This window comes from Mucilaginibacter psychrotolerans, assembly GCF_004519315.1.
Lineage (GTDB): Bacteria > Bacteroidota > Bacteroidia > Sphingobacteriales > Sphingobacteriaceae > Mucilaginibacter > Mucilaginibacter psychrotolerans.
The window spans coordinates 162,872-182,652 of record NZ_SOZE01000008.1 but is presented as its reverse complement, the minus strand read 5'-3'; the positions used below and the strand labels follow the sequence as shown (position 1 = coordinate 182,652).

Here is a 19,781-nt window from a genome sequence, read left to right as displayed (position 1 = left end):
CTCATACGCGCACTAGGCCTTAGGCGCAGGCCGGTATCCGCTATTACCCCTAACGCATTCAAGCCTGATTTATAGACTTCCTCCTCCATAAAAAAAGCCCGGCCACCACTCCTGGTAACCGGCTTAACTAAATACTGACACACCAAAACATCGGCTCTTTAAGGTTTACCGGGGCCCTGCGGTTGATTAGGGTTTGATACGCTGTCCCTGTCTATGTGGTAATTGTTGTCGTTATTATTGTTGTTGTCATTCCAATTAAAGGCTTTCATTTGCTTGCGAAACTCCTCCATCTTCTTTTTAAAGGCGGGCGATTGGGTGTAGGTCCTCATTTTGGCGGCAGCATCCTGCATTTGCTTCTTCATGCGTAAAAAGTCGGGGTTGTTGCTATAGGCACGCATTTGGTCGCTTAGCTTACGCATCTGCTCCTGCTGTAGTTTCATTTTGGGGTTATCAAATGCCCTGCGCATGCTGTCGCCCATCTGGCGCATACTGTCTCTTGAGGCCATAAAATCTGCCGATTGGAAAAAGCCGCGCATCTTTCCGCCCAGCACTTTCATCTCTTCTGTGTCCTTGTTTATCTGGGCGGGGAGGTTGGCCTGCAGTTCTTCCTGGTACTTTTTATAGTTCGGGTCGTGGTCGTCGTTATAGTCGCTGGTAATGTTGAACTTCTTTTTCAGCCTGGCATTCATATCCTTAAACCCGGGAGAGCTGAAGTAACTATCGATGTTTTTGCCCAGTGCTTCCATTTGCTTACCGTACTGTTCTATATCTTTGTTGTGGCCGTATTTACGGTCGAAATCGGCACCAAGCTTCTGCTGGTTGGCAGTGAGGGCCTTCATCTGGTCGTTGTTGTAATAGGCATCTATCTCGTGGCCGCGTTTCTCCAGTTCCTGGGTAAGGGCCTTAAAATCCGGGCTATCGTAGTATTTGCTCAAAGCCTGGCTTTGCTTATCCAGTTCGGCGCCCAGGCGGCGCAGTTCGGGGTCGTTCATGCCGTCGTTAAACGTGAAGTTTTCATGATCCAGGAGTACTTTGTCTTTATAAATCTTAGTTGCTTTTTGTTTTGCGGGTTTGCCTTTAACGGCTTTTTTGCGGGTAGTATCGGCAAACAGGGTATTGATAATTTCGCGGGGCGTTACGGCCTTAACGGTAATCTTACCGTTCTTAATTTCGGGGTTTAACCAGGCAATGCTGCTTAAGCTGCCGGCTAAAAGTAATATGGCAAGCACCAAATGGCGTATGTTGCCTATTTTTTGTTGGGTTTTCATGATGCGTTCGATTCTGGTTAATAAATAGTGTTTGTTGGTACTGGCGGCCAGCGCCAGTTGCAGGTTTGCGTGCCTGCTTTCTTCAAGCTTCAGTAAGGCACGGGCGTATACCAGCGGGTTGTTGGTGGTTTGCACCACCAGGTCGTCGCAGCAGTTTTCGCGCTCGGCACTTATCAAACGGCTAATCATCTGGGCAAAAGGATTAAAGAACAATAAGGAATTGATTACCTGCTGCAGCAGGTTTACCAAATAATCGTTCCGTTTGATGTGGGCGAGTTCGTGCAATAGTATAGCCTCCGTTTCGGCAACGGACAGATTGGTGGACAAGGAAATAGGTAAAAGAATAATAGGCTTAAGATAACCGATCATGCAAGGCACATCAACAAGCGAGCTGAAATTTACCCTTACATAGCGGCGGATTTGCAGCCTTTCGGCAAACTCGTCTGCAAGCCATTGCATGTCGCCCGGCGGCAACAACGCTTTTTTTATACGCAGCAGTTTCACCCTGCAATAGCTAAGCTTAAACAGGTTTATGGCCAGGCCCGCCAGGTAAAGGATGGTAACATAGGGCAAATAGCCTTCTATAACATAGTAATACCTGTCTGCCGGGGCCGTAAAGGGCGATAGCTGGTTTATCATGCCAGCCTGCGGCGCAAAGGCCGCTACCGCCGGCACTACCGGGTGCCAGTTAAAGTTGCCTGCCTCGTTAAAAAGCGTTACCATAAACCAGGCCGCTATGCCCAGCATAGCCACAGCAGCCATGTTGTGTTTTTTTATGGCTGATAATGCCGGCGAAGCGCTGAACACCACACGCAGCATGAACCATATCAACAAACCCTGCCAAAGCGAATGCAAAATGGCGATACCTAAAACCTGGCTGATGTTATAAAACAAGCTTTGCATACTATGTTATTTAAATTCTAAAATCTAAGGCCTAAATCCTAAATGTTGAAGAGGCAGGTAAGAAAATCAAAGAGTCAAATCCCCGTGCAAACGTTTTCCTTCTTCTTGATTCTTAACGCTTGATTCTCGCTTCTACTTTTCCCCCTCAAACTGGTCTAAAAAGTTCTTGATAGCATCTATCTCGTCCTTAGAGGCGCGGTGCTGGCCCAGCGCTTGTATAACCAAATCGCTGGTAGAGCCTTTGAACACGGTAGATATGATCTTATCCAACGCGCCCTGCTGCGCCTCGCCACGTGTTATCAATGCTTTGTACAGGTGGGTTTTAGCATCGGTATTGCGTTCAACCAAACCTTTTTCGTGCATTATCTGCATCAGCTTGAGGGTGGTGGTATAACCCGATTCTTTGTTCTTGGCAAGTTCCTCGTGCACGTCGCGTACTGTGCATTCGCCCTTTTTCCAAATAACCTGTAAAATTTCCAGCTCGCTTTCTGTTGGTTTCAGTTCCATTTTATCCTTATTACGAATTCCTTCGTACAAAGAAGTACGATAGTTTTCGTATATGCAAGAGTTTCGTAAATTATTTAACAAATTTTAACTAACTAGCTTATCTATTGGCGATTTGAGTGAACACGAATTTCATGAATTAGGGTTAATTTTCACTAATTAGCACTTTAAATCAATTGGTGAAAATTCGTATTTAAACTCCTGCTATTTGTAATTGAAGTAACTGACTGGCACGAATCAGGCCTAATTTTTATAAATCAACACCTTAAATCAATTTCTAAAATTCGTGTAATTCGATTCAATCCGTGAAAATTCGTGTTTACTTAAAATCAAACTTTCCCTCTGCACTCTGTGTGCCTACTCTGCTTCCGCTGCGTCAAAACATCGCCAACACAAAAGACACTTAACAAGACCACTTCGTTACAGTTCATTGTCATTTATTCCAGCCAAACTGCAAAAAACCCGCCTGGCCCGTATATTTGCAACACTATGGAAATATTTGCATTGGGCGAGGGCTCGTATTCGGTAGACAGTACTAAAAAGTTTATCCCTTTTAACCCGGAGACCGACAACCGTAAGGACCGCCCCGGCTCATTGTTTATCCACGTGAACCCTTTCCTCATCAAAACTCAAACGGATTTAATCCTACTTGATGCCGGTCTTGGTTACAAGGATACCCGCGACGAACTGTTGCTGCACCAACACATCCGCAACGCCGGTTTCGATCCGGAAGAGGTTACACTCGTACTGATGAGCCACCTACATTACGACCACTCGGGCGGGTTGGTGGTAGAGCGCAACGGCAAGCTGGAGCCAAGCTTTCCGGATGCGGAGCATATGATCAACAAACAGGAATGGGAATACGCTTTAACGGGCGCATCTTCATCGTATCACAAAGAAATATTCGAGGCGCTTGCCGGTAAAGTAAAAATGACGCTGGTAGATAGTGAAGGCGAATTCAGGCCGGGCATCACTTACGAGTTGAGCGCTGGCCACAGCAAATACCACCAGGTGCTATGGTTTAATTTAGAAGGCTGCAAAGTGTTTTTTGGAGGAGATGAACTACCCGAGCCGGAACAGCTGATCAGGAAATTCGTTGCGAAATATGATTATGATGGCCACCGCTCTGCAGAATTGCGCATACAATACGGCAAAAAAGCAGCGGCAGAAGGTTATACCTGTTTGTTTTACCATGCAAGGGCAAATGCCATTGGCACGGTAAGTTACCAGGACGAGCAGTTTGCGGTTACGCCCCTTCTGTAACGCCGAAAAGTTCTTTTATTTTATCTACGTTGAGTGGTTTGGAGATAAAATCTTTCACCAGCGGGTACGAACGCGCCTTGTTGATATCGTTGCTGAAAACGGATGAAGAAATAATAAAAATCTTACTCTTGCCCAGTGGATCAAGGTTGATGCGCTTGTATTCGTCTAAAAACTCCCAGCCGTTCATAATCGGCATGTTGATATCCAGCAGGATATAATCAGGCAGTTGGCTGGGATCTTTGCGCTGTATCTCTACGAGCTGATCGATCGCAAACCTCCCATTCAGACATGCCATGATGTCTGTATTAGTTAAAGCTTTCTTTATTAGTTTGATAGAAATGAAGTTATTGATTTCATCATCATCAACTAATAAGACGCTAACGGTTTTGGTGTTATTAGGGCTCATATATAATCTTTATACGGAAACAAAATTAAAAAGGTTATACTCCTAACCGTTGTTAATTAAAAAAAAGCAATCGAATTAATGACTGCAAAGTAAGTAAAACTTGCCTACAGGCCACATTTTGTTTTGCCTGTAGTGTAACAATACGGTTATGTAAAACAAAAGGTGTGTAAGCCGTCAAAACTCGTAATCGCGCTCAACCAAACATATCCGCACTTTGTAGCTTTGGTACCATTTCTGCTGCCCGTATTGCTGCGCCAACCGGTGCCGGCTCACAGCTTTCCAGTTTTTTATGGCTTCCAGGCTTGTCCAATAAGACACCGTAATGCCAATTTCGTTACGGGCCGATTCTACGCCCAGGTACCCCTCCTGCCCTGCCGCCAACTTGCCCATTTCTGCGGCCATATCTCCGTAACCATCGTCGCCTGCCGTACGGATAGAGGTAAAGATAACGGCGTAATAAGGCGCTTGCGGGGTTTGGGATATCATAAGAAGGGTTGTTTTGCAAGGTTGATATTCAAATTTAGGCAAATTGAACACAAATGCAAGCGATGGGGCTACATCCATACTTGCTTGCGGCCTTTATTTTTTTTCCCTGAAGTATTTGTAAATCTTCACAGCCGACATGATAATGAGACTGAACAGGATGATGCCGATAACGCCAAAAATCCAGTTTATGGCGCTACGTACCACCACTAAAAATACAATTGCGAAGAGTAAAATGGTAGCCAGTTCGTTCCACAGCCGCAGTTGCGTAGAGGTCCACTTATAAATGCCTGCCGCCATTTGCTTCATTTTATACTGGCAAACAAAGTGATAAACCAAAAGGCCCGTTACAAATAAAAGCTTTAAATGCATCCACCCTGCGTTGAGGTAACCAGGCAGTATATAAAGCATGGCACCGCCGGCAATAAAGGTTATGACCATAGATGGCACACCTATAACATACCACAGACGACGTTCCATAATTTCAAACTGACCTGAAAGTATAGAACGGTCTGGCTGGGGTTTCTGCTGTGCTTCTGTATGATAAATGAAGAGCCTGACGATGTAAAACAATGCAGCCATCCAACATACCACAAATATGATATGAAGGGATTTGATGTAAAGCAAGTATTCTGAAAGGAAGCTTCTCAATTTTAACAGATTTAATATTTGTATGCTTTTATCAACTCCACTGCGTATTTTACATTATCAAACGGGATATCCGGCATAATGCCGTGGCCCAGGTTGAAAATGAAGCCGTTTTGGCCTTTCATGCGGTCGAACAGTCGGTGGATGCGTTCCTTGATCACCTTTTTATCGGCATATAAAATATGTGGATCGAGATTGCCTTGCAGGGCGATGCCTTGCGGCAAGCGGTTCTTAATATCCAACAGATCTACGTTCCAATCAATGGAAATCACATCGGGCTTTGCCTCTGCCATTAGTGGCGCAAAAACCGAGCTGCCTTTGCAGAACGATATTACCGGGATATCCTTACGGTTTAGCTTGCTAATGATCTCGACGATGTAGCGATGCGAAAACTCGGTATAATCATCCCACGATAAGGCCTGTGCCCAACTGTCAAATATCTGTACCGCGTTTACGCCGGCTGCAATCTGCAGGTTAAGGTAATCCGCCGTAACTGTTGCAATTTTCGATAACAGTTGATGCGCCATCTCCGGATGGTTATGCAGCATCAGCTTGGTCAGCTTGAAATCTTTTGAGGATCCGCCTTCTACCAGATAGCTCATCACCGTAAAAGGTGCGCCCGCAAAACCAATCAAAGGTATCTTGCCATTAAGACGTTGCTGTATCACTTTTATCGCATCGGCCACGTATTGCAGCTTATCACCTACGTTGGTTTGCAGGTTATCAATATCAGCCTGGGTGCGCACCGGGTTGGCAAACTTGGGGCCTACACCCTGGGTAAAGCTTAAATCGCCGCCCATGGCTTCGCCTGTTACCAATATATCCGAGAAAAGGATAGCGGCATCAATACCCAGCAAATCTACCGGCAGCATAGTAACATCAGCAGCAATTTCCGGCGTTTTGCACATCTCCAGAAAAGAGTACTTGTTTTTAATTTCCCAGTACTCGGGCATAAAACGGCCTGCCTGGCGCATCATCCACACCGGCGGGCGTTCTGTTTCCTGTGAAAATGCGGCTTTTATAAATAACGAGTCTTTCATATGTTCTTTTGTAGAGACACAATACTTTGTGTCTCCTTTGCTTGTAAAAGGCGCGAAGTATCGCGTCTCTACGGTCATTTTGTATTTGCTCTGCTTACATAAGACGCGAAGTATCGCGTCTCTACAGCGTTTTTTTGAAAAGCAAGAATTCAAGATGCAGGAATCAGGACTGTAATATGAAAGAAAAACTCTTTTATCTTAACTCTTGTTTCTTGTATCTTAAGCTCTTGCCTCTGTCTTTTAATGTTTACTAAGTTCCTGCTCCACGCGATCTATCACGTCTTTCATTTTGGCAGTAATATTATCTCTATGCTTTTCGGCAAGCTGCAGGTAGGCGCGTGCCTTCTCGTAGTTGCCGTTGCGTACATTTATATTGGCAACATGTACCAGTGCAGCCACGTGATCATTCGCGCTGCGCAGGGGGTATCGGGCAGCAATTTCATAATGCTGCTCTGCCCCTTCATAGTCTTTTTTTTGCAGGCATATGCCGCCGTATATAAACTCGTAGAAGCCACGTCTGCGCTTACTTAGCCACTCGGGCCTGCTCACCTCATTCAGCAGGCGCTCTGCACCGCGGTAATCTTTGTTATGGAAATGCTTTGCCGCCAATACAATGGGCCCCTGCTTAAAGTAGCCCCATACCAGCAATACAATGAACATAACGCACACCGCCGCCAAAGTGTAGATGTGCATATATAATACTACCGTAAGCAGTACCACAAAAAGACCGGTGACTAATATGCGTGCCCGTACCGTGAACATGTATTAATGCTGATCTGTAAACTTATACCCCACGCCGCGTATTGAATGGAAATAAACCGGGTTTTTAGGATCCGGCTCAAAATACTTGCGGAAAGTGAGGATAAAGTTATCGATGGTGCGGGTTGATGGGTACACATCGTAGTTCCAAACGGTTTCCAGTATCTGCTCGCGCGATACGGCCTCGTTGCGGCGTTCTATCAGCAGCTTCAACAGCATGGTCTCCTTTTTGGTGAGCGGCGTAATGCTCTCATCACCGTTCACCAGCTCAAAAGAGTTGAAGTGAATGGTTTTCTCGCCAATCTTATAGCTGTTAAACTCTTTCAGGTCATCGCCTTTAAGACTGCGTTTTACCAGGTTGTTTACCCTAAGGATAAGCTCTTCCAGGTTGAAAGGCTTGGTAAGGTAATCGTCCGCACCTTTTTTAAGGCCCGATATCTTATCTTCGTTGGTGTTTTTAGCAGTAAGGAACATGATAGGCACCTCGGAGTTCTCCAACCTGATGGTTTCTGCAACCACAAAGCCGTCAATCTCGGGCATCATCACATCCAATATTACCAGGTTAAAGCGTTCCTCTTTAAATATCTGGAGGGCTTTTTTACCATTATTTGCTGTAGAAACTTTATAACCTTCCAGCTCCAGGTTTAATTTGATGGCTTCCAACAAATGTTCTTCGTCTTCGGCCAGTAATATTCTTTTTTTAGCAGGTATCATACTATTAATTTACGTTTATGCAAATACAACTTCAAACACACTACCGGCGGGGCGGTTATCTTTCACCCTGATGCTGGCCTGGTGTTTGTCTAGCACTTCCTTTACAATATACAAGCCAAGGCCGGTTCCCTTGGTATTTCGGGTATCTTCACTGCCAACACGGTAAAATTTGTCAAAAATACGTGTTTTTTCACTGTCAGATATTCCGATCCCGTGATCGGCCACCTGGAAAAACACTTTGCCATCTTTCTGAAACAGCTTCACATCCACGGCCATACAAGGCTTAGAATATTTTACGGCATTCTCTACCAGGTTGGTCACTACCGATGTGAGCGCGAATTTATCGCCGGTTATCTCAATTTTGGGTTCTATTTCGGCGTTGATAATCTGCTGGTTGCAATCGCACTTGGTTATCTGCAGGCGGTTTACAATGCTATCCACCAATACCGAAAGGTTAAATTGTGCTTTAGGAAAAGTGTATGAACTGTTTTCAATTTTTGCGGCCAGCAGCATGTTCTCTACCATATCGTCCAACCGTTCTACATCGAGCAATGATTTATCAATAAAATCAAGTATCTGGGCCTTGCTCAAATCGCGCTTCTGGATGGTTTGGAGCAATATTTTGATAGATGCAAGCGGCGATTTCAGTTCGTGCGTTACCGAGAGTAAAAAATTCCTCTTTTGCTCCATCAGCTTACGTTCTTTTCTTACAGATGTTTGCATATGGTACGCGCCCAATAAAAACACGATGATGAACATAGACCCTTCGCCCATGATCATGGCGAAACGACGGGGCTGCAAGCTCACCAGCATGTACCCCCACCACATCAGTTCCGCAAGAGCGTAAGTGATAATGGCATAAAATATAACAAGCGATCTCTTCATGTAGCCCCCTCTAAATCTCCCCCGGTAGGGGAGACTTTTTTATTTTTTATTGTTTATAAATTGATTAGCCGACATTAGGCCCTCCCTTCCGGGGAGGGTTGGGTGGGGCTGAACACAATATCAAGGCTATCAAAGATAGCGGTTTTTGTGGTTTCCAAATCGGCTAATGTGTGAGCCGATGATATAAAGCCTACTTCGTAGCCGGATGGACCTAAATAAACGCCACGATTGATGAGTTCGCGGTGCATGGCCTTGAATTTCAGCATACTTGCCGGGTCTATATCTTCGGCAGTGCGGATGCTTTCCTTATCCGTAAATGCGAACCAGAAGATGGACCCGATGGTAAATATCTTTAGTTCGTATCCGCATTCGGCAATAAAGTCTTCTAACGACTTTACAAAATCAGCAGTCTTTGCATGCAGCTCCTCGTAAAAACCGGGCTGCAGCAATTCACTTAGTTGCGCAATACCCGCAGCCATGGCCACCGGATTGCCTGATAACGTACCTGCCTGGTAAACCGAACCCACCGGCGATACATGATCCATTACTTCTGCCGATGCCCCGTAAGCACCAACAGGTAGGCCACCGCCAATAATTTTGCCATAAGTGAGGATATCCGGCTGAATACCATAGTAACCAGCAGCACCTTCAAAACCTACCCGGAAACCGGAGATTACTTCATCAAACAGCAGCAAGGCACCGTTTTGGGTACAGGTTTCCCTCAGGAACTCCAAATATGCTTTGTTTTGCAGCAATAGGCCATTGTTGGCCGGGATTGGTTCTATGATAACAACCGCTATCTGATCCTTAAACTCTTCGAAAGCCTTCAACACCGCATCCTGATCGTTCAATGCCACCACGATGGTTTCATCGGCAAAGGCTTTGGGCACGCCGGCAGATGAAGTTTCGCCAAAGGTTACTAATCCGGAGCCTGCTTTTACCAGTAACGCATCGGTATGGCCATGGTAGCAGCCCTCAAATTTTAATATCTTATCGCGCTTGGTGTAACCTCTCGCCAGCCTGATGGCCGACATCACCGCTTCGGTACCCGAGCTTACGAAACGTATTTTTTGGATATATTTATTATTGCTGAGGATAAGCTCGGCCAGTTCGTTCTCCAAAGCTGTTGGTGCGCCAAAGGACATACCCTTCTGCATCACTTCCATCACCTTATTGCGTACCGATGCATGGTTATGACCCAAAATCAGCGGCCCCCATGAGCAGCAAAAATCAATAAACTCATTACCATCGGCATCCCATATGTGGCTGCCATCGCCTTTTTCGATAAAAAGCGGGGTACCGTATACAGATTTAAATGCCCGCACAGGCGAGTTAACCCCACCCGGGAAATAGGTTTTTGCTTTCTCGTACAGTGCTGCAGATTTAGCTCTGCTGATATCAGGTATTTGCATGTTTTTCTTTATTCTATTTCAATCCGTAATTGCGAGGCACGAAGCAATCTCCCGATTTGCAAAGCGATAATCCTTAGCTTAGAGATTGCTTCGTTCCTCGCAATGACGCGGTGGTTGTAGTTTCATTCCCCCCTTGTCATTGCGAGCCAGGGGCGTGCGCTGGACTCGTGCGGCGCGGCAATCTCATTAGCAGGGCGGAATTGCATAGTGCACCTTATGCTGAGGTTGCCACGTCGCTATCGCTCCTCGCAATGACAAATTTTGTTACAACCACTTATTCAACAACACTTCTTTAGCGTGATAGGTTAGTATCGCTGTTGCGCCCGCCCGGCGGATGCTGGTAAGCACCTCCATAGTGGCGCGTTGTTCGTTAAGCCAGCCGTTTTGTACTGCTGCTTTTATCATGGCATATTCGCCGCTTACGTTGTAGGCAGCAACCGGTAATTCGGTGTTGTCTTTTATTAGTTTTATAACGTCCAGGTAGGCCAGGGCGGGTTTTACCATCAGAAAATCGGCGCCTTCCAACTCGTCCAGGTTGGCTTCTATCAACGCTTCGCGCTGGTTGGCGGGGTTCATCTGGTAGGTTTTTTTATCGCCGAATTTTGGTGCCGAATTTAAGGCATCCCTAAAGGGACCATAAAAAGCACTGGCATATTTTGCCGAATACGACATGATAGATACATGGCTAAAGCCCGCATCATCCAACGTTTTACGGATGTAGCCTACACGGCCGTCCATCATATCGCTTGGGGCAATAATATCTGCACCGCTGCGGGCGTGTGCCAGGGCCATTTTGCCTAAAACTTCCAGCGTTTCGTCGTTCAGTATCTCGCCGTTCTCTACAATACCATCGTGGCCGTCGCTGCTGTAAGGGTCCATCGCCACATCGGTTACTACGCAAGCTTCGGGGAACTCCTTTTTTACGGCACGGATGGCACGCAGGTAAAGACTCTCCTCGCGGTAGCTTTCGGTGGCGTATTTGTCTTTAAAGTCGTCGTGTATATTGGGGAACAGGTCGAATGATTTCAGGCCCAAATTGAGGCAGCTGTCCACCTCGCGCAGCAAATTATCTATCGAATAACGAAAAATACCGGGCATAGATGCCACTTCCGTCTTCTGATTCTCCCCATCCACAATAAACAGCGGGAATATCAGGTTAGCTGCACTAACATGTGTTTCCTGCACCATCTGGCGGATCACTTCACTCTTCCGGTTTCTTCTTGGTCGTTGTAACATAAATTCAGTCCATAGACCATGGTCGATAGTCCATAGTCAGCTTCAAAACATATTCTCTTCGTCTATGGACTATCGACCATCGACTATTGACTTTTCTTATATGCCAAACACCGCTTCTGCCAGGCCTATTTCATCAGGAGAGAAAGGCAGCTTGTAACTTACGCCCATTTCTTCAAATTTTTTGCCGGTAGATTTGCCAATGGCTATTACTTTTTGTTGCGGCTGCAGCAGGTTGTCTACAAAATAGGCTTCCACATTGCTTGGGCTGGTAAATACCAGTATATCGGCACCTGTCGGTTCTACGTTTTCTTCCTGTACAGTTTCGTAAACGGGCAGGTCGATAATTTTTGTTTCTGCCGATAAGCCCTGCTGTATACTCCTCATGGGGCTATCTGCGCCGGGGAACAGTATGGCCGTGCCGTTGGCTATGGCCGCAAAATCGGAAGCTACATCGGCTGTATCGGTGCTTTCGCCTACAAAATCGGCAAAGTGGCCGTTCTTGCGCAGCATATCTTCCGAGCCGGTACCCATCACCCCAAACTTCACACCTTTGGGGAATTGAGGCTCCAGTTGAAAAAAGTATTCTACCGCGTTTTTACTGCTAAAGAACACCCAATCGATATTTTTAAGGATATAACTATCGAATTTATTGATGGTACGCACCGTGCGTATCAACGAACGGGCCTCTATCTCTATTTTATTTTTTTCTAATGCCTTGCGGAAGTAACTGCCGGCAGAAATATCGCGTGAAATGAATACTTTCGACGGAAACTGCCTGTCTTTAGCAAATTTTGCTACGATCAGTTCAGGAAGGCCTTCAAGCGTATCGGTTTCTATAAATAGCCTGTCGGGGAAGCTTTCGCCATCCTCGGCCTTGCTGGTAAAAACCTGGAATTTATCGTTCTCCTTACGGCAGTAAACACCAAGTGGCAAGTGGCAGCCACCGCCAAACAGCTTTAAAGTATTACGCTCAACAGAAAGCTCTGCCGCTACATCAGGGTGGTTAAGATCCTGCAAGGCTTCGTATAATATATGGTCGCGTTCGCGTATCTGTATGGCCATTACGCCTTGCGCAGGCGCAGGTATAAATTCGGTTGGCCCAAGTTCTTCTACATGAAATTCACTGAGATCAATACCCAAACGCTTCACACCGGCTTTGGCCAGCATAATGGCATCGTATTTTTCGTCGCGCAGTTTGCCTATACGGGTGGGCACGTTACCACGCAGTTCTTTTATCTCCAGATCGGGGCGCACGGCCAGCAATTGCGCTTTGCGGCGGTTAGATGATGTACCTACCAAGCCGCCAAACTTTACAGATAGTTTTTGGCGAACATCGGTGCAGTCTTTTAAAACCAGCAGCAATTCGGCTGGGTCTTCCCTTTCAGAAACTGCGGCAATGATGAGGCCCGGAGGATTTTCGGTAGGCAAGTCTTTGTGCGAATGCACGGCAATATCAATGGTACCAGCCAGCAATTCTTCTTCCAGTTCTTTGGTAAAGAAACCCTTACCTTCCAGCTTATCGAAGCTGAGGTTAAGGATGCGGTCGCCCTGAGTTTTGATAATCTTAAGTTCGGCGGATATGTGTATCGCTTCCAGGCTATCTTTCACAAAATTGGCCTGCCATAAAGCTAATTCGCTGCCACGCGTTCCTATAATTATTTTTCTGTCCAAAGGGGTAAATTATTTAGCTGCAAATTTAATTTTTTATGGGGATGATAAGGAACAACAGTTGCACGAATTGCAACAATATGACCTAATAGAGGTAAAAGGCTAAAGGTAAAAGCAAAAAGGCGGGTGCTGCCGGCAATTAGGCTATGGCTTTTTTGTTTTTCATCGCCATAAGTGTAGCCAAAACAGCAAATATGATGTACGGTACTAAGTATATCCAAATAAGCTGCCGGGGTGTTCCGCCCAGTCCGAGAATAAATAATAGTGCAATTGCGGAAAAAAAACTTAAAAGCATTAGTGCTAAGGGCAATAGCAAAATCAACCAGCCTTTAAATTTAACATCATTAAAAACCAACACTGTAAAAAAGAGGTATGACAATAATACAGAGAATTTAACAGCCGCTTCTTCTGCGCCACCTTTGTAGTGGACGAATTTTGAAAAATTATTACCCCAATAAAGGGCAAAGCCTATCATTATAAGTACATATACTGCTATAACTAGCAGTTTGCGTTTTTGTTTAAACATCATTAGCCGTGTTAAACCTGGTTTTGCCGATATATCTTTTATTGCAGCGGGCGCGATAGGTATGTAGAAAACCCATCAATTTGCCCGGCTTAATATCCAATTCGGAAATGTCTATTTCTTTGTATCCATCGGGGGAAGAAAAATAGAAGTACGCGGTATCGCCCAAACCGCGAGGCGCCAATTTGGTGTTTTCGCCTGCAATATCTACCCAATAATAAAATTGATTATTGGCCAATTTAACACCATCGTTGCTTAATGTTAACTGCGGCGTACGGTTGCTCAAATGCCGGATAGCCATTACGGCCAACCCCAAACCAACAACAATAAATGACCATGCCAGCCAGGTTAAATCATCTGTACCGTACAGAAAAATACCTGCCGCAACCAACCCTGCACCAACCACTATGTTGCCAAACGCTTTGGTTTTAGCGTAATATATCTCTATTTGCGGAGGCACTAATAAGTCAATGTCAAAAACATTTTGGTTCTCCAACACATCCTCTTTATCAAACTTATGCTGTAACGAAGCCCATTGCAGCTTTCGACTGGCCGACCAAATTTCCGTTTTATTGAAAATGCTACCATCCGGCCATATTAACTTTTCTTTTATTGCTCTGCTTTTAAGTTGGTGTACGTTGCGCACATTGGCAAATGCCCATAGTCGCCATTTAGGTATGGCAACACTCCAGTATAACCAGGCGGCAATAAAGCTTAACACCACAATGCCTGTAGTTAACCAGCCGTTAAATTGGAACTGTATAAACAACCAGATAGTAATAGCGGGAGGTACTAATTGAATAAAATATACCGGGTAGGTAACCATTCGCTTGCCGCGGGCTAAGGCTTCACCAACGGATACGGTTTCGAACATGGGGATAAGGTTTTTGATGCCCTTAAATATAGGAATGTTTGGAATTTATTGAGTAGGGTTACCGCGAGTTTAGCGCAGCATCACTCGCGGTAGCCCGGCAAACAAGAATTATTTACTATTACCTTTAAACTCCCACGGTTTTTGATAATAAGCCAGCAAGATACTAAGATCTAAAGGACTGATGTTTAAATGTTCCACCCTAAGTTTAACTTTACCGCCAGGGTATTTGTATTCTAAACATGGCCGTGCGCCTCTCCCCAATAACTCTCCCGATATTCTTACATCATGGATTTCTTCCCATTCATAAAATGGCGCATTATTGGCTCGCATCCCTTCTAAGTTAATTACTATTTGCGGGCTATCATTCAAACAGATCTTCCCTTTTAGGTAAAGATGGTAAGCAGCAAACAAACAAAACGGCAGCCCAAACCAATACGAGCGTATGTAGAGGAAAGGTATGCCGAAGCTTAAAAAGATAAATAAACCAATGGCCTTAACAAGGGCATCGTCTTTAGAATAGATTATCCTTGTTTCCTGCGGAACAGGGTTACATACAATAATTTTAGGGGTAAAAAGATGCATAGCTTTATGAGAATAAAGCTAACAAATTTTAAAAAGATAGGTAGCGTTTGAATTAATTACTGTTAATCAATATATCCTTTGCCATTATCATAGGCACGCTGATATATTTCTTCTCCATATAGTTCATCACCTTTTCCAGTATCTCGCGCGATTCTTTATCAAGGCTTTGCACCTCTTCGGCAAATACGGTATTAACGGCGTTGTGGCGTATCTCTTTTATCTTCTCGGGCACCTGGCGCATGGCCAATTCTATGCGGCGCTGCTTCAGCATCACCAAAAACTCATTGATGTTTTGCTCAATGATGGCTTCGGCATGTGAAAGTTCATGGTAACGCTCCTGCAGGTTCTTTTTGGCAACCTCGTTAAGAGAGTGTACTTCTATAAAGTTCACATCGTATTGCTCTAAAACTTCTGCAGCAGTATCGTTCGGGATGGCCAAATCTACAATGGTTTTCCTATCAGTATCGCCATTCAGCAACGAAGCGTAAATTTCTGTAGTAATAATGGGCTCTACTGCCGAGGTACAGGTTATAATAGCGTCGAAACCTTTTTTATAAGTTTTCAAGTCCTCCAATTCATAAGCATCGCCGCCCAGGTCATTGGCCAATTGCTGCGCTTTGGATAGCGTTCGGTTAAAAACCGAAAAATTACTAAACTTATGTTTCTGCAGGTATTTAGAAATGTTGCGGTTGGTTTCGCCTGCACCAATGATGAGTACACGTGCGTTAGCGCAAAGCTTCAAATCTTTAAGTTTACGATAAGCCAGGGATACAACCGAAATTGGGTTTTTAGAAATATTGGTGTAGGTATAAACCTCCTTGGCGGTTTTTACTACGCAATCCATTATCACGCGCAGTTTATCGCCGGTGAGGCCGGCCTCACGGCCACTATCGTATGCTTTGCGCAGTTGCGCAAGTATCTCTTTCTCGCCAACCACCAAACTCTCCAGCGAACAAGAGGTGCGCAACAGGTGCTCCATTGCAGCGTGGTCCTCGTAAATAGAGGCGGCATCTAAAAAAGTATCCATCGCATTGGTACAAAGGCCAATGCCCAGCGCATCTATAAACTCCTGAGCAAAATCCCTATCTACCTTTTGCGGGGTTGATAATACAAACTCTACACGGTTACAAGTAGCCAGGTAAAAAATTTCGTTTATGCCAAAACGAACTTTAACTTCATGAAGCTTGTCGGTAAGGTTCTCCTGGCATATAACCAACTTCCCCAATTCCTTCAACTCAATTTGTTTATGCGTAAAAGCTATTACCTTTAGATACTTCAAAGCAGTTTTAAATTTGACCCAACAAAAATAGCATACTGTGTAGGATGCAATGTCAAGGCTTTGTCAAACAGAGGTATTTAGAATGCTTATAAATAAAATGAATTTTACAATATAAGCAATCTCATTTTACAATAATTTCGTTTTTAATAATATTATGGCGGTAAAAATTACAAATATTAAAAAAATAAGCTTAGTGATTTTGGTCATATTCTATTTATTAGCCGGGGCCAACCACTTTTACAACCCATCATCGTATTACCGTTTAATTCCGAAGTACCTCCCTTATCCCGTAGCATTAAATATTTTAGCCGGTATTGCTGAAATTTTATTCGCCTTGTTGTTGCTATTGCCAAAAACAAGGCGTTTAGCGGTTTATGGCATTATGTTAATGTTGCTTGCCTTTTTACCGGTACATATCCAGATGGTTATTGATGCGCCTTTTATATTGGGTACGTTAGCTATATCCCCTTTGGTTGCCTGGATAAGGTTGGTAGTATTGCAGCCGTTGCTTATATTGTGGGCGTGGTGGCATCGCAGGTGAGCGGTGAATAGTTGATTAGAGAATAGTTGCACAAGCTCGAAACCACTCACCACTCACTTAATCAACTACTCACAAAACACAAACAATTACAAACAAACACCGTTACCCAAAACATATGGATCTGCAAAGTATTGAACTTCGTAACCTGGATGTACAGGATTACCAGGAACTGAAGAAATCGATGAAATCGGCGTACATGGATATGGACGAGGATTACTGGGATGCCGCATCGATAAAAAAACTGATAAAACTTTTCCCCGAAGGGCAAATTTGCGTTACCGTAAATGATGTAGTGGTTGGTTGCGCGCTATCCATTATGGTTGATTACAGCAAATTTGGTGATACCCATACTTACAAACAAATCACCGGCGACAGCAGCTTTAAAACGCATACCGATAAAGGCGACGTACTTTACGGCATCGACATCTTTGTGCACCCCAAATACCGTGGCCTGCGCCTGGCCCGCCGTTTATATGATGCCCGCAAGCAACTTTGCGAAAACCTCAACCTCAAAAGCATCATAGCCGGCGGCCGCATTCCCAACTACCAAAAATTCCAGAACGACCTTACGCCTAAGCAATATATAGACAAGGTTAAGTACAAAGAAATATACGACCCTACCCTATCGTTTCAGCTGGCCAACGATTTCCACGTGCGCAAGATATTGCGCAACTACCTGCCCGAGGATAGCCGCTCAAAAGGTTTCGCTACGCTGATAGAGTGGAACAATGTTTATTTTGAAGAGCCAACCACCGCCATTAACAATAAAACCGTTGTGCGCATTGGTTTGGTGCAATGGCAAATGCGCCCTTACAATAACATTAGCGAGTTGTTAAAGCACGCCGAATATTTTGTAGATGCCGTGAGCGATTACCAAAGCGATTTTATCTTGTTCCCTGAGTTGTTCAACACCCCGTTGATGGCCGAGTACAACCACCTCGATTCTGCCCGGGCCATGCGCGAGCTGGCCCAGTACACGCAGCCTATTGTAGAAGCTTTCAGCAAACTGGCGGTATCGTACAACGTAAACATTATTGCCGGCAGCATGCCTAAGATAGAGGAAGATTCGCTTTACAACGTATCATACCTGTTCCGCCGCAACGGCAGTATGGAAGAGACTACCAAAATACACCCTACCCCGGCAGAAATAAACTCATGGGGCATGCGCGGCGGCGATGAGGTGATAGCCTTTGATACCGATGCCGGCAAGATAGGGATCCTGATCTGTTACGATGTGGAGTTCCCTGAGTTATCGCGCATTTTGGCCAGCCAGGATATGCAAATACTCTTTGTGCCCTTCCTTACAGATACGCAAAATGGCTACAACCGGGTTAAGTTTTGCGCCCAGGCCCGCGCGGTAGAGAACGAATGCTACGTGGCTATAGCCGGTTGCGTGGGCAACCTGCCCAATGTAAATAACATGGGGATATCCTATGCACAGTCGGCGGTGTTTACGCCTTCCGATTTTGGTTTCCCCACCAATGGCATCCAATCAGAAGCTACGCCCAACACCGAAATGATTGTAATTGCCGATGTTGACCTTTCCGTTTTGAACGAACTGCACGAGTATGGCAGCGTTCAAAATTTGAAGGACCGCCGTACGGATTTGTACAGTATTATGTTTAACGGGAAGAAGGTGTAAGCTTCCGTCGGTTTCCAACCGACAGCAATGAAGGTGGGATGCTGATTTGTATTCAACATCGGGCGCCAATCCACCTTCATCGCCGTTCCATTCATGGAACGGTATAAACAGCAAGAAGGTGTAAAACAGCTGTCTTCCGTCGGTTGGAAACCGACGGCAATGAAGGTGAGATTCTGATTTCTATTCAACTTCCATTCATGGAACGGATGGGCGCAGAATAAATCTTTTCCATCCCCATCCTTTCATTGCGGCATCATTACTAAATTGCGCTCATGATCCGCAAAAATTATTACACCATCCCCGGTGCCAAAGGCAGGGGTATGCTGGCCGATATTACTTTTGATGATGCCAACCCCAAAGCGCCGCTGGTGATATTTGCCCACGGCATACGCGGATTTAAAGACTGGGGCGCACACAACCTGGTGGCGCAGCATTTTGCCCAAAACGGCTTCCGTTACCTCAAGTTTAACTTTTCGCATAACGGCACCACGTTGGATAAGCCAACCGATTTTGCCGACCTAATTGCCTTTAGCGATAACACCTTCAGCATAGAGCTAGACGACCTTAACGCCGTGATCGATTTCGCCTGCGGCGGCTCCTATGTACCCGCTGTGCGCGAGGTTTACCTCATTGGTCATAGCCTCGGCGGCGGCATCAGTATCGTAAAAACTGCCGAGGATAAGCGCATCACCAAACTGGTTACCATGGCGGCCATCTCCAGCTTCTACAACCTATGGCCCAAACAGGCCGAAGCACAATGGAAACTGCAGGGCGTAATGTATATCGTCAACTCGCGCACAAAGCAAAACATGCCTTATAAAGTAAGTCTGCTGAATGATCTGGAGAAGAACCCCGAAAGACTTGATATACCGCTAAAAGCTGCGGCTATAAAACAACCCTGGCTCATTGTACATGGCGATGAAGATACCAGCGTACCGCTCAGCCATGCCCAGGAACTGCATGCCGCCCAACCCGCGGCACAACTGGCGGTTATAAAAGGGGCCGACCATGTATTCAACGCTACCCACCCCTACCTGCAAGCGGAACTACCTGCCACATTATTGCAATTTTGTAACGTTTGTATTGAATTCTTGAAACAATAGGTCAGTTATTACAATCAATAAGGTAGTTTTTTACGTTATTGCATCAAA

General features: G+C 45.2%; 20 protein-coding genes. 4 read left to right on the top strand and 16 right to left on the bottom strand.

From position 1 onward, the window contains the following. Window positions 1-158 precede the first annotated feature (158 nt). On the bottom strand, window positions 159-2,171 hold the full coding sequence (locus tag E2R66_RS10650) for a M56 family metallopeptidase (protein WP_133229033.1): 2,013 nt from the start codon (window positions 2,169-2,171) through the stop codon (window positions 159-161). Between the two features lie 132 nt (window positions 2,172-2,303). Continuing rightward, on the bottom strand, window positions 2,304-2,708 hold the full coding sequence (locus E2R66_RS10645; protein ID WP_240049282.1) for a BlaI/MecI/CopY family transcriptional regulator: 405 nt from the start codon (window positions 2,706-2,708) through the stop codon (window positions 2,304-2,306). 456 nt (window positions 2,709-3,164) lie between these two features. Between E2R66_RS10645 and E2R66_RS10640 the strand changes: the two genes are divergently transcribed. Beyond that, on the top strand, window positions 3,165-3,938 hold the full coding sequence (locus E2R66_RS10640) for an MBL fold metallo-hydrolase (RefSeq protein ID WP_133229037.1): 774 nt from the start codon (window positions 3,165-3,167) through the stop codon (window positions 3,936-3,938). Here the strand turns inward: E2R66_RS10640 and E2R66_RS10635 are convergent. The 14 genes from E2R66_RS10635 to hemA form a co-directional block, all read right to left on the bottom strand. Then, window positions 3,922-4,344, bottom strand: a complete 423-nt coding sequence (locus E2R66_RS10635) for a response regulator (protein ID WP_133229039.1) — start codon at window positions 4,342-4,344, stop codon at window positions 3,922-3,924. The genes E2R66_RS10640 and E2R66_RS10635 overlap by 17 nt on opposite strands. A 174-nt stretch (window positions 4,345-4,518) precedes the next feature. After that, entirely contained in the window at window positions 4,519-4,830 is a 312-nt protein-coding gene (locus tag E2R66_RS10630) for an antibiotic biosynthesis monooxygenase family protein (protein WP_133229041.1), read from the bottom strand. Between the two features lie 93 nt (window positions 4,831-4,923). Further along, window positions 4,924-5,478 carry a protoporphyrinogen oxidase HemJ gene (gene hemJ, locus E2R66_RS10625; protein ID WP_192901961.1) on the bottom strand — a complete coding sequence of 185 codons (555 nt, stop codon included), beginning with the start codon at window positions 5,476-5,478 and terminating at the stop codon, window positions 4,924-4,926. An 11-nt stretch (window positions 5,479-5,489) separates the two neighbouring features. Further along, on the bottom strand, window positions 5,490-6,515 hold the full coding sequence (gene hemE / locus E2R66_RS10620; protein WP_133229043.1) for a uroporphyrinogen decarboxylase: 1,026 nt from the start codon (window positions 6,513-6,515) through the stop codon (window positions 5,490-5,492). Window positions 6,516-6,755: 240 nt separating this feature from the next. Then, window positions 6,756-7,277 (bottom strand): tetratricopeptide repeat protein, encoded by a 522-nt coding sequence (locus E2R66_RS10615; protein ID WP_133229045.1) that lies wholly within the window; start codon window positions 7,275-7,277, stop codon window positions 6,756-6,758. A gap of 3 nt (window positions 7,278-7,280) precedes the next feature. Further along, window positions 7,281-7,985, bottom strand: coding sequence for a response regulator transcription factor (locus E2R66_RS10610; protein ID WP_133229332.1), 705 nt, complete (start codon window positions 7,983-7,985; stop codon window positions 7,281-7,283). An 18-nt stretch (window positions 7,986-8,003) separates the two neighbouring features. Beyond that, the gene (locus tag E2R66_RS10605; protein ID WP_133229047.1) at window positions 8,004-8,873 is read right to left on the bottom strand and encodes a sensor histidine kinase; all 870 of its coding nucleotides are present in this window, start codon (window positions 8,871-8,873) and stop codon (window positions 8,004-8,006) included. A 74-nt stretch (window positions 8,874-8,947) separates the two neighbouring features. After that, window positions 8,948-10,285 (bottom strand): glutamate-1-semialdehyde 2,1-aminomutase, encoded by a 1,338-nt coding sequence (hemL, locus tag E2R66_RS10600; protein WP_133229049.1) that lies wholly within the window; start codon window positions 10,283-10,285, stop codon window positions 8,948-8,950. Window positions 10,286-10,549: 264 nt separating this feature from the next. After that, entirely contained in the window at window positions 10,550-11,521 is a 972-nt protein-coding gene (gene hemB, locus E2R66_RS10595) for a porphobilinogen synthase (RefSeq protein WP_133229051.1), read from the bottom strand. A gap of 96 nt (window positions 11,522-11,617) precedes the next feature. Further along, on the bottom strand, window positions 11,618-13,192 hold the full coding sequence (hemC, locus tag E2R66_RS10590; protein ID WP_133229053.1) for a hydroxymethylbilane synthase: 1,575 nt from the start codon (window positions 13,190-13,192) through the stop codon (window positions 11,618-11,620). Between the two features lie 136 nt (window positions 13,193-13,328). Then, window positions 13,329-13,718 (bottom strand): hypothetical protein, encoded by a 390-nt coding sequence (locus E2R66_RS10585; protein WP_133229055.1) that lies wholly within the window; start codon window positions 13,716-13,718, stop codon window positions 13,329-13,331. After that, entirely contained in the window at window positions 13,708-14,586 is an 879-nt protein-coding gene (locus tag E2R66_RS10580; RefSeq protein ID WP_133229057.1) for a hypothetical protein, read from the bottom strand. Before E2R66_RS10580 ends, E2R66_RS10585 begins: the two co-directional genes overlap by 11 nt. 108 nt (window positions 14,587-14,694) lie before the next feature. Beyond that, a complete protein-coding gene (locus tag E2R66_RS10575; protein WP_133229059.1) occupies window positions 14,695-15,168 on the bottom strand; it encodes a hypothetical protein in 474 nt (157 codons plus the stop codon). 52 nt (window positions 15,169-15,220) lie between these two features. Continuing rightward, window positions 15,221-16,447 carry a glutamyl-tRNA reductase gene (hemA, locus tag E2R66_RS10570; RefSeq protein WP_133229061.1) on the bottom strand — a complete coding sequence of 409 codons (1,227 nt, stop codon included), beginning with the start codon at window positions 16,445-16,447 and terminating at the stop codon, window positions 15,221-15,223. 154 nt (window positions 16,448-16,601) lie between these two features. Between hemA and E2R66_RS10565 the strand changes: the two genes are divergently transcribed. The 3 genes from E2R66_RS10565 to E2R66_RS10555 all read left to right on the top strand — a co-directional run bounded on the left by E2R66_RS10565 (window position 16,602) and on the right by E2R66_RS10555 (window position 19,733). Next, a complete protein-coding gene (locus E2R66_RS10565) occupies window positions 16,602-16,988 on the top strand; it encodes a DoxX family protein (RefSeq protein WP_240049281.1) in 387 nt (128 codons plus the stop codon). Between the two features lie 115 nt (window positions 16,989-17,103). Continuing rightward, entirely contained in the window at window positions 17,104-18,630 is a 1,527-nt protein-coding gene (locus E2R66_RS10560) for a carbon-nitrogen hydrolase family protein (RefSeq protein WP_133229063.1), read from the top strand. Between the two features lie 272 nt (window positions 18,631-18,902). Further along, window positions 18,903-19,733, top strand: coding sequence for an alpha/beta hydrolase family protein (locus E2R66_RS10555; RefSeq protein ID WP_133229065.1), 831 nt, complete (start codon window positions 18,903-18,905; stop codon window positions 19,731-19,733). Window positions 19,734-19,781: the final 48 nt, after the last annotated feature.

Bases quoted from the DNA above. Each gene is read 5' to 3' on its own strand.
- E2R66_RS10650 (WP_133229033.1), bottom strand. From the start codon at position 2,171: ATGCAAAGCTTGTTTTATAACATCAGCCAGGTTTTAGGTATCGCCATT.
- E2R66_RS10640 (WP_133229037.1), top strand. From the start codon at position 3,165: ATGGAAATATTTGCATTGGGCGAGGGCTCGTATTCGGTAGACAGTACT.
- E2R66_RS10635 (WP_133229039.1), bottom strand. From the start codon at position 4,344: ATGAGCCCTAATAACACCAAAACCGTTAGCGTCTTATTAGTTGATGAT.
- E2R66_RS10630 (WP_133229041.1), bottom strand. From the start codon at position 4,830: ATGATATCCCAAACCCCGCAAGCGCCTTATTACGCCGTTATCTTTACC.
- hemE (WP_133229043.1), bottom strand. From the start codon at position 6,515: ATGAAAGACTCGTTATTTATAAAAGCCGCATTTTCACAGGAAACAGAA.
- E2R66_RS10615 (WP_133229045.1), bottom strand. From the start codon at position 7,277: ATGTTCACGGTACGGGCACGCATATTAGTCACCGGTCTTTTTGTGGTA.
- E2R66_RS10605 (WP_133229047.1), bottom strand. From the start codon at position 8,873: ATGAAGAGATCGCTTGTTATATTTTATGCCATTATCACTTACGCTCTT.
- hemL (WP_133229049.1), bottom strand. From the start codon at position 10,285: ATGCAAATACCTGATATCAGCAGAGCTAAATCTGCAGCACTGTACGAG.
- hemB (WP_133229051.1), bottom strand. From the start codon at position 11,521: ATGTTACAACGACCAAGAAGAAACCGGAAGAGTGAAGTGATCCGCCAG.
- E2R66_RS10585 (WP_133229055.1), bottom strand. From the start codon at position 13,718: ATGATGTTTAAACAAAAACGCAAACTGCTAGTTATAGCAGTATATGTA.
- E2R66_RS10580 (WP_133229057.1), bottom strand. From the start codon at position 14,586: ATGTTCGAAACCGTATCCGTTGGTGAAGCCTTAGCCCGCGGCAAGCGA.
- E2R66_RS10575 (WP_133229059.1), bottom strand. From the start codon at position 15,168: ATGCATCTTTTTACCCCTAAAATTATTGTATGTAACCCTGTTCCGCAG.
- E2R66_RS10565 (WP_240049281.1), top strand. From the start codon at position 16,602: ATGGCGGTAAAAATTACAAATATTAAAAAAATAAGCTTAGTGATTTTG.
- E2R66_RS10560 (WP_133229063.1), top strand. From the start codon at position 17,104: ATGGATCTGCAAAGTATTGAACTTCGTAACCTGGATGTACAGGATTAC.
- E2R66_RS10555 (WP_133229065.1), top strand. From the start codon at position 18,903: ATGATCCGCAAAAATTATTACACCATCCCCGGTGCCAAAGGCAGGGGT.